General features: G+C 75.4%; 14 protein-coding genes. 12 read left to right on the plus strand and 2 right to left on the minus strand.

The annotated features are described in order from the left end of the window. Window positions 1-300 (minus strand): hypothetical protein (locus ACFV4N_RS29160; protein WP_499675818.1); only part of this gene is annotated, 300 nt, incomplete at its 3' end. Window positions 301-605: 305 nt separating this feature from the next. Between ACFV4N_RS29160 and ACFV4N_RS29165 the strand changes: the two genes are divergently transcribed. Both ACFV4N_RS29165 and ACFV4N_RS29170 read left to right on the plus strand, forming a co-directional pair. Next, window positions 606-3,581 carry an nSTAND1 domain-containing NTPase gene (locus tag ACFV4N_RS29165; RefSeq protein ID WP_499675819.1) on the plus strand — a complete coding sequence of 992 codons (2,976 nt, stop codon included), beginning with the start codon at window positions 606-608 and terminating at the stop codon, window positions 3,579-3,581. Window positions 3,582-3,969: 388 nt separating this feature from the next. After that, window positions 3,970-4,527: a DUF1062 domain-containing protein gene (locus ACFV4N_RS29170; RefSeq protein ID WP_499675820.1), complete on the plus strand. Its 558-nt coding sequence runs from the start codon at window positions 3,970-3,972 to the stop codon at window positions 4,525-4,527. Between the two features lie 59 nt (window positions 4,528-4,586). On the opposite strand, the gene ACFV4N_RS29175 is transcribed toward ACFV4N_RS29170, so the two are convergent. Further along, complete coding sequence (locus tag ACFV4N_RS29175; RefSeq protein ID WP_499675821.1) at window positions 4,587-5,717, minus strand: NADH:flavin oxidoreductase; 1,131 nt, start codon at window positions 5,715-5,717, stop codon at window positions 4,587-4,589. A gap of 99 nt (window positions 5,718-5,816) precedes the next feature. On the opposite strand from ACFV4N_RS29175, the gene ACFV4N_RS29180 reads away from it, so the two are divergent. The 10 genes from ACFV4N_RS29180 (at window position 5,817) to ACFV4N_RS29225 (ending at window position 14,796) form a co-directional block, all read left to right on the plus strand. Beyond that, window positions 5,817-6,416 carry a TetR/AcrR family transcriptional regulator gene (locus tag ACFV4N_RS29180; RefSeq protein WP_499675822.1) on the plus strand — a complete coding sequence of 200 codons (600 nt, stop codon included), beginning with the start codon at window positions 5,817-5,819 and terminating at the stop codon, window positions 6,414-6,416. 129 nt (window positions 6,417-6,545) lie between these two features. Further along, a complete protein-coding gene (locus ACFV4N_RS29185) occupies window positions 6,546-7,109 on the plus strand; it encodes a hypothetical protein (protein WP_499675823.1) in 564 nt (187 codons plus the stop codon). A gap of 626 nt (window positions 7,110-7,735) precedes the next feature. Beyond that, window positions 7,736-8,479 carry a carbonic anhydrase family protein gene (locus ACFV4N_RS29190; protein WP_499675824.1) on the plus strand — a complete coding sequence of 248 codons (744 nt, stop codon included), beginning with the start codon at window positions 7,736-7,738 and terminating at the stop codon, window positions 8,477-8,479. A 113-nt stretch (window positions 8,480-8,592) separates the two neighbouring features. Beyond that, a complete protein-coding gene (locus ACFV4N_RS29195; RefSeq protein ID WP_499675825.1) occupies window positions 8,593-8,973 on the plus strand; it encodes a glycosyltransferase family 9 protein in 381 nt (126 codons plus the stop codon). Beyond that, on the plus strand, window positions 8,970-9,857 hold the full coding sequence (locus ACFV4N_RS29200; RefSeq protein WP_499675826.1) for a glycosyltransferase: 888 nt from the start codon (window positions 8,970-8,972) through the stop codon (window positions 9,855-9,857). Before ACFV4N_RS29195 ends, ACFV4N_RS29200 begins: the two co-directional genes overlap by 4 nt. Continuing rightward, window positions 9,854-11,059 carry a glycosyltransferase gene (locus tag ACFV4N_RS29205; protein ID WP_499675827.1) on the plus strand — a complete coding sequence of 402 codons (1,206 nt, stop codon included), beginning with the start codon at window positions 9,854-9,856 and terminating at the stop codon, window positions 11,057-11,059. Before ACFV4N_RS29200 ends, ACFV4N_RS29205 begins: the two co-directional genes overlap by 4 nt. Next, window positions 11,056-11,631 (plus strand): D-sedoheptulose-7-phosphate isomerase, encoded by a 576-nt coding sequence (locus tag ACFV4N_RS29210; RefSeq protein ID WP_499675828.1) that lies wholly within the window; start codon window positions 11,056-11,058, stop codon window positions 11,629-11,631. The genes ACFV4N_RS29205 and ACFV4N_RS29210 overlap by 4 nt, the downstream gene beginning before the upstream one ends. Further along, complete coding sequence (rfaE2, locus tag ACFV4N_RS29215; RefSeq protein ID WP_499675829.1) at window positions 11,628-12,938, plus strand: D-glycero-beta-D-manno-heptose 1-phosphate adenylyltransferase; 1,311 nt, start codon at window positions 11,628-11,630, stop codon at window positions 12,936-12,938. Before ACFV4N_RS29210 ends, rfaE2 begins: the two co-directional genes overlap by 4 nt. Continuing rightward, a complete protein-coding gene (locus ACFV4N_RS29220; RefSeq protein ID WP_499675830.1) occupies window positions 12,938-13,633 on the plus strand; it encodes an SDR family oxidoreductase in 696 nt (231 codons plus the stop codon). Before rfaE2 ends, ACFV4N_RS29220 begins: the two co-directional genes overlap by 1 nt. Beyond that, window positions 13,624-14,796, plus strand: coding sequence for a cytochrome P450 (locus ACFV4N_RS29225; protein ID WP_499675831.1), 1,173 nt, complete (start codon window positions 13,624-13,626; stop codon window positions 14,794-14,796). Before ACFV4N_RS29220 ends, ACFV4N_RS29225 begins: the two co-directional genes overlap by 10 nt. Window positions 14,797-14,840: the final 44 nt, after the last annotated feature.

Below are 14,840 nucleotides of genomic sequence, written 5' to 3' on the forward strand. Positions count from 1 at the left end.
GTACTCCGGGGACGGCTCCAGCTCGTCGATCGTCGCCTCCCACACCTCCAGGTAGCGCCGCTTCCACTCCCGCGCCACGTCCGGGGGCGGCAGCGCGGCGCCCACCCAGCCCTGTTCGGCGATCAGGCACAGCAGCTCCACCGCGCCGGGCACCACGACACCGCCGTACTCGTCCGGCTCCAGCTCCACCGGGTCGCCCGCGAAGTACTCCGCGATCTCCTCGATCAACCCGCCGGTGCGGGTGCCGAGGTGGTCGGCCGCCGTGTCGTTGTCGTAGTTGCCGGTGCCCCACGTGCCCACTCGTCCTCCTGCGCCGTTCCCTGGTCCAGCAGGGGCATGGTGCACCACGGCACCGACAGGACCGCGGCCTCGGACCCCGGGACCCGGACGCCGGCAGCCGGGGCCGCGAGCCACTCGAACGGAGGTCGGCCCGGGGAACGGGCAGCACGACGGTGACCGGCCGGGGTTCTCCGCGTCCGGGCGGGTGAACGGGACCGGCGTCGCGTCCCCCGGTTGCCGCTGGCGGCGGGCACGTCCGCGTGACGATTATGGCGGTGGGGAGCGGCAGCCCGGGAGAACCGGTGCTGCGGTGAGGGGGACGCGCCATGCCGAGGTCGGAGACGCCGCTGGAGTCGGACGGGTCGGAGCTGACCGAGTTCGCCGTGGAGCTGCGCCGGCTCCGCGAACGGGCGGGTGGTCCGCCGTACCGGGAACTGGCCCGCCGGGCGCACTACTCGGCCTCCGCGTTGGCGGGCGCGGCCGCGGGGAGGCGACTGCCCAGCCTGGCGGTGACCACGGCGTTCGTGCGGGCGTGCGGTGGCGACGTCGCCGAGTGGGAACGCCGCTGGCACTCGGTGGCCGCCGCCACCGCGCCGGCCGTCGACGCGGGGGCCGCCCGGGACGACGCCGACGAGGCGCCGTACCCGGGGTTGGCGACCTACCAGGCCGGGGACGCGGACCGGTTCTGCGGGCGTGAGCGGCTGGTGGACGACCTGGTCGAGCGGGTCCGGGAACGGCGGTTCACCGCGGTGTTCGGCCCTTCGGGCTCGGGCAAGTCCTCCGTGCTGCGCGCCGGCCTGGCGCCACGCCTGGCGGCGGGCGGCTCGACGGCGGTCGTGGTGTTCACCCCGGGAGCCGACCCCGGCGAGGAGTGCGCGGTCCACCTGGCGCGGATGGTCGGCGGCACGGCCGGCGCCGTGCGGGAGGAGCTGGTCGCGGATCCGCGCAACCTGCGCCGGCTGGTCCGCCAGGCGCTGGCGGGGTCCTCGCCGACCGCCGAGGTCGTGCTGGTGGTCGACCAGTTCGAGGAGCTGTTCACCCTGTGCCGCGACCAGGGGGCGCGGTCGGGCTTCATCGCGGCGCTGACCGGGGCCGCCCGGGACGACGCGGTCCGCTGCCGGGTCGTGCTCGGCGTCCGCTCCGACTTCTACACCCACTGCCTGCTCGACCCGGAGCTGGCCGCCGCCCTGGACGGGTCCCAGGTCGCCGTCGGCCCGATGACCGCCGAGGAGTTGCGCCGGGCGATCGCGCACCCGGCCCGGCGCGCCGGGTGCGTGGTCGAGGGCGCGCTGCTCGCCACCCTGGTCGCCCAGACCAACGGCCGTCCCGGCGCGCTGCCGCTGCTGTCCCACGCCCTGCTCGAAACCTGGCGCCGCCGACAGGGCAACACCCTCACCCTCGCCGGTTTCCACCGCGCGGGCGGCATCGACGCCGCGCTGGCCACCACCGCCGACGCCGTCTACACCGCGCTCGAACCCCGTCAGCAGGACCTGGCCCAGGCCCTGCTGGTGCGCCTGGTCGCGCTGGGGGACGGCACCGCGGACACCAAGCGCCGCGTGGCGCGATCCGAGCTGGACCACGACGACGACACCGTCGCGGTCCTGGACAGGTTCACCGCGGCACGCCTGGTGGTGCTGTCCGACAACGGCGTCGAACTCGCCCACGAAGCGCTCATCTCCGCCTGGCCGCGGTTGCAGCGCTGGCTGAGCGAGGACCGCGACGCGCACCGCGTCCACCGCCGGCTCACCGACGCCGCCGCCACCTGGCAGCAGCACCACCGCGACCCCGACACCCTGCTGCGCGGCGCGCGCCTGGCCACCGCCGTGGAGTGGGCCCGGCGCCACACGAGCGCCAACCGCCTCGAACGCGAGTTCCTCGACGCCTGCGTCACCGCCGACCGCCGCCGGCACCGCTCGCACCGCCGCCGCACCCGCGTGCTGCACGGCCTCGTCGCGCTGCTGGCCGTCCTGCTGCTCGTCACCACGGTCGCCGCGGTCCACGCGACGAACGCGCGGCGGAACGCGCTGTCGCAGCGCGACGCCGCCACGGCGTTGCGCATCCTGGACAAGGCCCGGGACCTGATCGACACCGATCCCGGGCTGGCCGCCCAGTTCAGCCTGGCGGCCTACCGCCTCGACCCGTCCGGCACCGCCGCCGACATGCTCGTCGCGGCACAGGGCGCGACACCCGTGGCGGGCTGGGATTCGGCGGTCTGCGACTGCGACGTGGTCCTCGCGCCCGGCGGTCGCCACGCCGCCGCCTTCAGCGAAGGCCGCGACCTCACCACGCTGTTCCTCGTCCGGCCCTCCATCGCCCAGGAGGTCGGCGCGGTCCGGGGTGGCCGGGGCGAGCCCGCGTTCAGCGCGGACGGCAGGTTCATGGCCACGCTCGACCGGGGCGCGACCGTCCGGTTGTGGGACATCTCCGACCCCGCCCGCCCACGGCAGGTGGCGACGCTGCCCGGCGCCCACGCCTCGACGCGGTTCAGCCCCGACGGGGCGCTGCTCCTCACCGTCGACGCCGTCGCGCGACCGGCGGGCGGCGAACCGGCCGCCCCGTCGTGGGTCACCGGGGACACCACCCGGCTCTGGGACGTCGGCGACGTGCGCCGCCCGAGGGAGCTGGGGGCGCTGCCCGGCAGCGCCGCGCTGCTGGACGTCAACTCCGACAACCACCTGATCCTCACCCACCGCGCCCCCGTCGCGGCGGGGACGCCGGTCGAGCGGATCGACATCTGGGACTTCACCGACCCCTCGTCCCCGCGCAGGGTCGGCGAGGTCCGCGACACCGCGGGCACGCGGCCCACGGCCGTCGCGTCCACGGGGCGGAAGGTCGTCGCGGGAACGGCGCCGCAAGGGCTCCTGGTCGACTGGCGGGTGGACGCCCCGGAGAGCGGTCCCCTCCTGGTCGCCAACCAGCCCTCGTCGCCGACCACCGTGCGGGACCTGGTGATGGACCCCGGTCGACGCCGCGCGGTCACCACCGGGATCGACGGGCAGGTGGTGCTGTGGAGGACGGCGGCTCCCCGCGCGCCCACCAGGAACCCCAGCAACGCTTCGCTCGGCACGCTGGAGGTGGAACTGGAGTTCCCGTCCACCTGGACCGAGTACGGCAGGGTCGGTTTCACCGCCGACGGCCGCGCGGTCCAGGGCATCGGCACCGAGGACCGGGCGATGTACGTCCACCAGTGGCGCCTGGACCCGGCGGAGGCCGCCACCGCCGTCTGCGCCGCCGGGCGCATCCGGGAGGTCGACTGGAGGCCGCACCTGCCCGACGTGCCGTACCGGCAACCGTGCGGCTGACCCGGCCGCGACCCGCCGGAAAACCCGTTGCCCGGTGATCCGGCGGTTCACCATGATGGCGGGCATGCAGCTTTGACCAGTGGCACCCGTGCGGGGTGAGGACGGGTTCGGGTTCCTCCCCGTCCCCTCCCGGCACACCGCTCAGGAGCCCGCGCCTCGTGATGAGCGCGGGCTCCCTCCACACGCCGTGACGCACGGCGTCGCGCCGGCCGGCGTCCCCCGCTCCGGGGTGCCGGCTGCCTGCCACTGGGTCCTGGAGGCGGTTCACCGCGCCGCGAAGCGCTGAGCGCGCGCCTCCTCAGCAAGCTGGGAGTCCGCCCGAACCATGAGTGATCACCGCGGTACCCGTGTGCCCGCCGGGTCCGAAATCGACCGGAAAGCGCTGTGGGTGGTCAGGGAGTTGGGCCTGCCCGCCATCGTGAAGGCGTGCGTGTCGTGCAGGTCCACGCGCCACCACCCCACCGGCAAGTTCCGGACGAACGCGAACGGCAAGCTCCTCGACGTCTGGATGCTGATCTGCTGCGAGCTGTGCGGTCGCACCTCGAAGATCCCCGTCCACGAGCGCGTCCACGTGCGGTCGCTCGACCACGAACGCCTGCTGGTGTTCGAGGGCAACCACCCGGCCGCGGTGCGGCGGCTGACCATGGACGCGGAGTTCGCCCGCAGGTCCGCCCACCGGCTGGACTGGAGCGGCACCTGGGAGCTGGAGACCGACGTGCCGTTCCACGAACTCGACGACCCGACGCCGCTGGAGGTCGTCGTCAGGTTCGAGCTGCCGGTGCCCGTCCGGGTCGGGAAGCTGCTCGCCGCCGGGTTCGGCGCGAGCCGGTCCGCCGTGCGGGACGCGGTCGCCTCCGGGCGCGTCCGCCTGCCCCTGGCCGTCGACGCGAGGGCGCGCGAGGGCTTCACCTTCTTCGTCACGCCGGTGCCCGAGCCGCCCCGGTGACGTGGACGCGGCCGGCCCGCTCGACACCGCGGGGCGTCGGGCGGGCCGGGCTCCCCGGGTCAGACCAGGGTGGTCAGCGCGTCCCGGGTGAACGGCGCGACGGCCGCCACGTCGCCCTTCTCGACCTTGCTGGCCCACTCGGGGTCGGCCAGCAGCGCCCGCCCGACGGCGATCAGGTCGAACTCGTCGGCGGCCAGGCGGTCCAGGAGCTGGTCGATGCCCGTGGGCGACGGGTCCTGGCCGGCGAAGGTGGCCAGGAACTCGCCGTCCAGGCCGACCGAGCCGACGGAGATGGAGGGCCGGCCGGTGATCTTCTTGATCCAGCCCGCGAAGTTGAGGTCCGAGCCCTCGAACTCGGGCTGCCAGTAGCGGCGCGTCGAGCCGTGGAAGACGTCCACGCCGGCCTCGGCCAGCGGCGTCAGGATCGCCTCCAGCTCCTGCGGCGTGTGCGCCAGCTTGGCGTCGTACGCGCCGGGCTTCCACTGCGACAGCCGCAGGACGACCGGGAAGTCCGGCGCCGTCGCGGCGCGCACCGCGGCCACGACCTCGGCGACCAGGCGCGTCCGGGCGACGGCGCTGCCGCCGTAGGCGTCGGTGCGCCGGTTGGTGACCTCCCACAGGAAGTTGTCGAGCAGGTAGCCGTGGGCGCCGTGCAGCTCCACGCCGTCGAAGCCCAGGCGGCGCGCGTCCGCGGCGGCCTCGGCGAACGCGGTCACGACGGCCTCCAGGTCGGTGGTCGTCGGCACCGGGCCGGCCTCGCCGATCGGCGCGCCCGCCAGGTCCAGGCCCGAGGGCGTCAGCACGGGCGCCTCCGGCACGGGCGGCGAGCCGGGCTTGCGGGCCGCGCCCACGTGCCACAGCTGCGGCACGATCCGGCCGCCCTCGGCGTGCACGCGCTCCACGACGCGCGCCCAGCCCGCCAGCGCGTCCTCGCCGTGGAAGCGCGGCACGTCGGCGCTCTCGCCGGCGCTGGGGTGCCCGACGTAGGTGCCCTCGGTGACGATCAGGCCCACGCCTCCGGCGGCACGCCGGGCGTAGTAGTCGGCGACGTTCTCACCCGGTACGCCGCCCGGGGAGAACTGCCTGGTCATGGGCGCCATCACGACGCGGTTCGGCAGGTCGAGCGAACCGGCGGTGAAGGGGCGGAACAGCGGCGCGGTGTCGACGGCGGTGCGCGCGGACGTGGTCATCTGCATCCTCGGGGTCGAAGCGGAGCACTTGCTCCTCTTGAAGCTAGCACAAGCGGAGCGACTGCTCCGTTACGGCCCGCGAGCGGCTATGCTGGGCGTGTGGCCACCGACACGTCGTCCCGCCGACCGCGCCGCGCCGACGCCGAGCGCAACCGCGCCGCGATCATCGAGGCCGCCACCGAGGTGCTCGCCGAGCAGGGCAGCGCCGTGGACGTCCGGGAGATCGCCCAGCGCAGCGGTGTCGGCATGGGAACGCTCTACCGGCACTTCCCGACCAAGGAAGACCTCCTCGGCACCGTCCTCGACCGCGAGTTCACCTCGTGGGCGGGCGCCGCGCGCGAGGCGGCCGACAGCACCGACGACCCCCTGGCCGCGCTGGAGGGGTTCTACGAGCACGCCCTGGGCACCCAGGCCTGCCACCGGGCCGTCGTGGAGGCCTACGGCCACAACTGGAGCGGCCCGTCGCCGGACTGCACGCGCCTGCTGCACCCCGTGCTCGACGACCTGCGCGCCCGCGCTCAGGACGCGGGGGTGCTGCGCGCCGACGTGACGACCGGCGACCTGGCGCTGCTGCTGGCCACGCTGAGCCACACCGTGCAACTGGTGGGCGGCCACTGCGCGTGGGTGTGGCGGCGGCAGTTGCGCATCGCCCTCGACGGCCTCGGGTCGGTCCACGAGACGCCGCTGCCGACGGCATGACCCTCTACAGTGGACCCGCCGCCGGTCCACCGCCGCCCGGTGAGCGGGCCAACGGTACACACCTCCGGAGATCGCCGGTCACACCCACCCGGATCGGGTGACGATCGCAGAAGACGCGACCATGCCGCCATGAACGATCTCCCCCGCGGCAGCGACGAATACCGGCGCCTGCTGGAGCTGACCCGCCGCACCTACACCCAGGCCGTGCGCGACCACGACCGCCCGACCCGCCGCCGGGTGGTCCGCACGATGACCGACGCCTACGACGCCGTCGGGCTCCGGGACCTGCTGGCCACCCTGCTGCTCGACCTCGCCGCGCACTGGCCGCGCCGCCCGCGGGCCGCTGCCGCGAGCACCCACGTGCCCCCGCTGACGCCCGACCTCACCGACCTGGTCGACCTGCTGCTGGCCGCCGCCGACCACGCGCGACGCCCGTCCACGACCGCCGACGCCACGGTGATCGAGCGGATGCTGACCACCATCACCCGGGTCCAACCGGTCGTGCGGGCCGCGCTGGAGCAGGCGGCGCTGGAGCGGGCCGCCCACGTCGACCCGCGGGCCCACGACCCGTTCACCGGCCCGGTCCACCGCCACCTGGCTGGGCTGAGCACCACCGCGGACCTGGCGGCGGCCGTGCACCTGGTCGGCGGCGCCTACGCCGAGACGGCCGGGCGGGCGACCCTCACCGCGTGAACGCGGCCGGCGAGCGCGTCGTGGTCCACGGCTCGCCGGCTCAGCGGTCGGGGGATCAGCGGGACCACCGCGGCGGGGGCGTTCCCCCGCGCAACGCGCGGGCGACACCGCACGCGTGGGCGACCGCGTCGGGGGCGGCGCCGCGCGTGCGGGCGTTCGAGCCAGGGGTACCACCGCGGCCGCCCGTCCCGGCTCGCCGCGCTGACCGCGTCCGGCGGCGAGGCGGTGCGATCGGCGCCGGCGGGAGTCGACGCGATCGACCGGTCCGACGCGGTCGGCCGATCGCGTCGCCCGCGCACCGGCCGTCGAGCCGGGATTCCGGTTCCGGTCCCGGTTTCGACCGGTATTCCCGCTACCTCTCCCACCTGCGCGCTCATCCGTCGTCGCAGGTCGCGGCATTGGCGAGCGGACAGCTCCACAAAATCTCAGCAGTTAGCCCATAAGGGCTAATCAAATCGTGCCGTTATAGCTATTTGTGACAGACAGCACAGCGCCTTATGCCGCCTCTGGCCTTTTCGGGTGATTTATTGATCTTCTGTCCTTCACTCGATCGGGTGAAGGATGGTGCGGTCCGCCAGGCGGGCCGATCCCCGCCTGGGCACCAGGTCCCGAAGGGCTGCACCCACGTGGCAAGAAAAGGCATAGTCGCCCTCACCATCCCCCTCGCCCTCAGCGCGCTCCTGACCGCCGGCACCTCCCCGGCCCAGTCGCAGGTGCCGTTGCAGAGCCCGATCGACATCACGGCCTCGTCGATCCGCTTCAACCCGCACCTGCCCCAGTTGCAGATCTCCTACGGCCACCACGTCGCGGGCGACCTGCACTACGTCCGCAAGGACACCGCGGCGACCGACGGCTGCGCCGTGCGCGACCACGAGGAGACCGAGGAGTTCGAGGTCGAGCCCGGCTCCGGCCACGTGACGCTCTCCGGCGTCCGGTACGACCTCGTGCAGCTCCACTTCCACACGCCGTCGGAGCACCGGTTCGGCGGCCACGCCGACCCGCTGGAGATGCACCTGGTGCACCGCAGCGCCGCGGGCGACCTGCTGGTGATCGGCGTGCCGCTGCGCGTCGGCGCGGCCTCCGCCGTGGACCGGGTGCTGGCACACCTCGCGCCCGAGTGCGGCGAGGAGGTGCACCTGACCGACATCGACCTGAACACCCTGCTGCCGGTCAACCGCGCCACCGCCCGCTACACCGGCTCGCTCACCACCGCGCCGTTCACCGAGGGCGTGCAGTGGTTCCTGATGAGCGAGAAGACGGTCACCCAGGCCACCGTCTCCCGCTTCCAGAGCCTGTTCCACGCGGGCAACTCCCGCCCCGTGCAGCCGCTGAACGGCCGCACGGTCCAGGTCGAGCTGCCGCACCTCTGACGGGGTCGGGGGGGGGGGGGGGTGGCCCCCCCCCCCCCCCCCGGCCCGCGCGGGGGGGGGGGCCGGGGGGGGGCGGGGGGGGGGGGCCCGCGCGCCCGGGGGGGGGCCTGGGGGTGGGGGCCCGGGGGGGCCGGCGCCCCCCCGACCTGACCCGGCACGTGGCCGGCGCGCACGGCGTCGACCTCGGCGGTCGCACCACCTTCGCCGAGCTGGCCGGAGTGCTGGCCCGCGCGGACGCGGCGGTCGTCGGGAACACGGGCCCGGCGCACCTCGCCGCGGCCGTGGGTACGCCCGTCGTGTCGCTGTTCGCCCCGGTGGTGCCGGCCGCGCGGTGGGCGCCCCACGGGCGCCACGTGCTGCTGGGCGACCAGGACGCGCCCTGCAAGGGCTCCCGGGCGCGGGACTGCCCGGTGCCCGGACACCCGTGCTTGAACCAGGTGACGCCCGACCGGGTCGTCGCCGCCGTCGCAGAGTTGGTGGGAGTGCGGACGTGAAGATCCTGCTGTGGCACGTGCACGGCTCGTGGACGAACGCCTTCGTCCGGGGCGGGCACGAGTACCTGGTCCCGGGACCTCCCCGGGGCAACGGCCTGCTCGGCCGGGACTGGCCCGCCGCCCGCGAGGTCGACGTGGCCGGACTGTCCGAAGTGGACGCCGATGTGGCCGTGCTGCAACGGCCGGAGGAGGTCGGCTGGGTCCCCGGCGGCATCCCAGTGGTCTACCTGGAGCACAACACCCCCAAGCACCCCAACCAGCCGCACCCGCTCAAGGACTGGCCGGGCACGATCGTGCACGTCACCCACTTCAACGACCTGATGTGGGACTGCGGCACGACGCGCACCACCGTGATCGAGCACGGCGTGGTCGACCCCGGCCCGCTCTACACCGGCGACCTGCCGCGCGCGGCCGTCGTGGTCAACGAGCCGGTGCGGCGCGGCCGCGTGGTCGGCACGGACCTGCTGCCGCGCTTCGCGGAGGCCGCGCCGCTGGACGTGTTCGGCATGAAGACCGAGCAGCTCGGCGAGATGGGCCGCGGCGACCACCCGCTGGACGTGCTGCACGCCGAGCTGGCCCGGCGCCGGGTGTACCTGCACCCGGTGAGGTGGACGTCACTGGGCCTCTCGCTCGTCGAAGCGATGCACCTGGGTATGCCGGTGGTCGCGCTGGCCTGCACCGAGGTGGTGCGCGCCGTGCCGCCGGAGGCGGGTGTCGTGTCCACCGACGTGGACGAACTGGTGCGCGGGCTGGCCGACCTGGTGGCCGACCCGGCACTGGCCCGGGAGAAGGGCAAGCAGGCCAGGGAGTTCGCCCTGGCCAACTACGGCCTCGAAGCCTTCCTCCGGGCGTGGGACCGGTTGCTGACAGGAGTGTGCGGATGAGGATCGCGATGGTGTCCGAGCACGCCAGCCCGTTGGCGGCGCTGGGAGGTGTCGACGCGGGCGGGCAGAACGTGCACGTGGCCGCGCTCTCGGCGGCCCTGGCGGCGCTCGGCCACGAGGTGGAGGTCTACACCCGCCGCGACGACCCGGACCTGCCCGAACGGGTGCCCACCGATCAGGGCTACGAGGTGGTGCACGTGCCCGCCGGGCCCGCGGCCCCGGTGCCGAAGGACGAGCTGCTGCCGCACATGGGCGACTTCGCCCGCTACCTGGAGCGGCAGTGGTGCTCGCGGCGGCCGGACGTGGCGCACGGGCACTTCTGGATGTCCGGCCTCGCCTCGGTGCTCGCGGGCCGCCGGGCGGGCGTGCCGGTCGTGCAGACCTACCACGCCCTGGGCACGGTCAAGCGCCGCCACCAGGGCGCCGGCGACACCAGCCCGGCGCAGCGCATCGGCATCGAGCGCATGATCGGCCGCGAGGCCAACGCCATCGCCGCCACCTGCGACGACGAGGTGACCGAGCTGATGCGCATGGGGCTGCCGCGGGCGAAAACCTCCGTGGTGCCGTGCGGGGTGGACCTCAACCGGTTCCAGCCCGAGGGCCCCGTCGACGCGCGCGGCGCGCTCCAGCGGATCGTGTCGGTCGGCAGGCTGGTGCCGCGCAAGGGCTTCGAGGACCTGATCAGCGCGCTGCGGTCGCTGCCGATGGTGGAGCTGGTCATCGCGGGCGGACCGGTGGACGTCGGGTCCGACCCCGAGGCGCGGCGCCTGCTGGCCCACGCCGAGCGGGCGGGCGTGCGGGAGCGGGTGCGGCTGGCCGGTCAGGTGTCGCGCGCCGCCATGCCCGCGCTGCTGCGCTCCGCGGACGTGGTGGCCTGCGTGCCCTGGTACGAGCCGTTCGGCATCGTGCCGCTGGAGGCCATGGCGTGCGGCAAGCCGGTCGTGGCCACGGCGGTGGGCGGCCTGGTGGACACGGTCGTGCACCAGGTGACCGGGGTGCTGGTGCCGCCGCGCGACCCGCTGGCGCTGGTCCGCGCGCTGGGCCCGCTGCTGGTCGACCGGGCGCGGCGGGAGGCGTGCGGCCTGGCGGGGCTGGACCGGGTCGCCGCCCGCTACACGTGGGAACGGATCGCCGAGGACACCGAACGCGTTTACGAGCGGGCGACCGCCGGGAGCGCCGTGGCCGTGGGAGGCACGCGATGAGCGTCGACACGCACCTGAACGGACTCGCCCAGTCGCTGGCCGGGCTGCGCGCCCAGGCGCCGCGCCTGACCAGGTGGGGTTCCGTGCTGGCCCGCCGGCTCAGCGACGGCGGCCGGCTGCTCGCCGCGGGCAACGGCGGTTCGGCGGCCGAGGCGCAGCACCTGACGGCCGAGCTGGTGGGCCGCTTCCGCGAGGACCGGCGGCCGTTCTCGGCGATCGCGCTGTGCGCGGAGTCCTCCAGCGTGACCGCGATCGGCAACGACTACGGCTACGAGCAAGTGTTCGCCCGCCAGGTCACCGCGCACGCCCGGCCCAACGACGTGGTGGTGCTGCTGTCCACCAGCGGGTCGAGCCCCAACCTGCTGGAGGCGGTGAAGGCGGGCCGGCAGGCGGGCGCGCACGTGTGGGCGATGACCGGTCCGGGCCCGAACCCGCTGGCCGAGGCCGCGGACGAGGCGCTGTGCCTGCCCGGCAACACGGCCAACGTCCAGGAGGCGCAGCTGGTGGCGGTGCACGCGCTGTGCGCGGCGTTCGAGGCGGCGCTGCCCGTCGAGGAACGGAGGGTGTCGTGAAGCTGGCCGTGGTCGGCGACTGCCTGCTCGACGTGGACCTGCACGGCGCCGTGGAGCGGGTCTGCCCCGACGCGCCCGCGCCCGTGCTGGACGTCTCCGAGGAGCGCGCCCGGCCCGGTGGCGCGGGCCTGGCCGCCGCGCTGGCCGCCGCCGACGGGGTCGACGTGACGCTGGTCAGCGCCATCGCCGACGACGCCGACGGCCACCGGTTGCGCGAGGAGCTGGCCGGGCTGCCCGTCGTGCTGGGCCGGTCGTCCGCGCCCACCGCGGTCAAGACGCGCCTGCGCTGCGGCGGCCACTCGCTGGCCCGGGTGGACCGGGGTGGCGGACCCGGCGTCCCGGAGGTCACCGACGAGATGCTGGACGCCGTCCTGGACGCCGACTTCGTGCTGGTCTCCGACTACGGGCGCGGCCTGGTGCGCGACGAGCGGCTGCGCGCCGTGCTCGACCGCGTGCCCGTGGTGTGGGACCCCCACCCGCGCGGCCCGACGCCGGTGGCCGACGCCCGGCTGGTCACCCCGAACGCGGCCGAGGCGGGGAGGTTCAGCGGTCGCCCCGACCCGGCGGAGGCCGCCCGCGCGCTGCGCGACAGGTGGGGCGCCCGCGCCGTCGTGGTGACGCTGGGCGCGAAGGGCGCGCTGCTCGACGCGGGCGGCGCGCCGGTGGCCGTGCCCGCGCCGGACGTGCCGGTGCTCGACCCGTGCGGCGCGGGCGACCGGTTCGCCGTCACCGCCGCCACCCGCCTGATGGCGGGCGCGGCGACGGACGACGCGGTCGCCGCCGCGGTCACCTCGGCAGCGGACTTCCTGCTGCGGGGCGGCGCGTCCGGGTTCCGGCCCGCCGAGCGGGTGCCCCGGCCCAGGTCGGCACAGGTGTCGGCGGTGGAGCGGGTGCGGGCGCGCGGCGGCGTCGTCGTCGCCACCGGCGGCTGCTTCGACCTGCTGCACGCCGGTCACGTCCGCACCCTGCGCGCGGCCCGCTCGCTGGGCGACTGCCTGGTGGTGTGCCTGAACTCCGACGACTCCGTGCGCCGGTTGAAGGGCCCGGAGCGGCCGGTCAACCGCCGGCACGACCGGGTCGAGGTGCTGCGCGCGCTGGGCTGCGTGGACGACGTGGTCGTGTTCGACGAGGACACCCCGGAACGGGTCCTGGCCGAGCTGCGGCCGGACGTCTGGGTCAAGGGCGGCGACTACTCGGCGGATTCGCTGCCCGAAGCGGAGCTGGTGCGGGGGTGGGGCGGGCGCACCGTCGTCGTGCCCTACCACCGCGGTCGCTCCACCACCGAAATGCTCTCCAGGAGGGGTTGATGGCGGTTACAGGGGACATCGGGAACGTGCTCGTCACGGGCGGCGCGTCCGGGCTGGGCGCGGCCGTGGTGCACGCGGTGCACGAGCTGGGCGGCAGGGCGCTGGTGCTGGACAAGGCCGCGCCGTCGTCGCCGGAGGTGGCCGACTTCGAGTCGGTCGACCTGTCCGACACCAGGGCGGCCGAGCGGGCGGTCACGGCGATCGCGGAGCGCAACGGCGGCCTGCGGGCCGTGGTGACCGCCGCCGGCACCGACGCGTGCGGCCGGCTGGACGAGGTGCCCGCCGGCGACTGGGAGCGGGTGGTCATGGTGAACCTGCTGGGCACCGCCGCCGTGGTGCGGGCGGCGCTGCCGCTGCTGGACGGCGGCCGCGTGGTCACCATCGCCTCCACGCTGGGCATCAAGGCGGTGAGCGACGCGACCGCCTACTGCGCCTCCAAGTTCGGCGTGGTCGGCTTCACCAGGGCGCTCGCCGCCGAGACCGCCGGGCGGGTCGGCGTGACGCTGGTGATCCCCGGCGGGATGCGCACGCGCTTCTTCGACGACCGCGAGGAGCAGTACCGGCCGCCGGACGACAGCAAGCTCAACCCGCCGGAGCGCGTGGCCGACGCGATCGTGTTCGCCCTGCGGCAGCCCGAGGGCTGCGAGATCCGGGAGCTGGTCGTGGCCCACTGCGAGGAGGGGTCGTGGCCGTAGCCTCCAGGGCGGACACCGGCCGGGCGTTCACCCACGTGCTGCTCCCCACGCTGGCCAAGGGCGTGATCCTGCGCCGCCCGCCGGTCGGTGCGCTCGCGGAGAAGGCACAGGTGGACGCCCTGGCGGTGGCCACCCTGAAGCGGTTCCGCGCCCGCTACGGGCCGGAACCGCTCCGGCTGCGCGTCACCGGCCGCAGCGTCGCGCTGCTGCTCGACCCGGGTGACGTGGCGCGCCTGCTCGCCGAGTCGCCGGAGCCGTTCGCCCTGGCCACGCGGGAGAAGCGGGCGGCGCTGGAGCACTTCCAGCCGCACGGCGTGCTCATCTCCACCGGGGCGGAGCGCGCCCGGCGGCGGCGGTTCAACGAGGAGGTGCTGCGACCGGAGAAGATCGACGTGCGGGGCATCGTCCGGGACGAGGGCGACCTGCTGCTGCGGCACGCCCGCGCCGTCGGCGAGCTCACCTGGGACGCGTTCGCGCGGGCGTGGTGGCGGGCGGCCCGGCGCATCGTGCTCGGCTCGTCGGCCCGCGAGGACGAGGAGGTCACCGACCTGCTCAAGACCCTCCGGGGCAACGCCAACTGGGCCTACCTGCACCCGAGGCGGGACCGGCTGCGCGAGCGGTTCGACGCCCGGCTGCGCGAGCACCTGGAGCGCGGCGAGCCGGACAGCCTGGCCTGCCTCGCGCCGCCCGACGAGGTCGCGGGCCAGGCGCCGCACTGGCTGTTCGCGTTCGACGCCGCCGGGATCGTCACCATGCGGGCGCTGGCGATCGGCGCGGAGGGGCACGAGGGGATCTGGGAGTCGGCGCGGCTGTGGCCGACCACGCCGGTGATCCTGCGCGAGTCCACGGCGCCGACGAACTGGCACGGCACGTGGCTGCCCGCGGGCACCACGTTCGTCGTGTTCGCGCCCTACTTCCACCGCGACCCCGACCGGCTGGCCTACGCCGACGAGTACGCGCCGGGCATCTGGCCGCTGCCCGCCGACCCGGGCATCGTGCCGTTCAGCGGCGGGCCGGGCGCGTGCCCCGGGCGCGACCTCGTGCTCGTGGCGGGCAGCACCATGCTGGAGGTGCTGCGGCCCCACCTGGAGGTGCCGGTGCTGCGGGCGCCGCTGCCCGCGACGCTCAACCACTTCGGCCTGTCGTTCGCCGTCCGCCGTTAGCGACCGGGCCTGGTCACACCCCGCCCCCCCGCGGGGTTGCGGGC

Source organism: Actinosynnema sp. NPDC059797, from assembly GCF_042732085.1.
Taxonomy (GTDB): domain Bacteria; phylum Actinomycetota; class Actinomycetes; order Mycobacteriales; family Pseudonocardiaceae; genus Actinosynnema.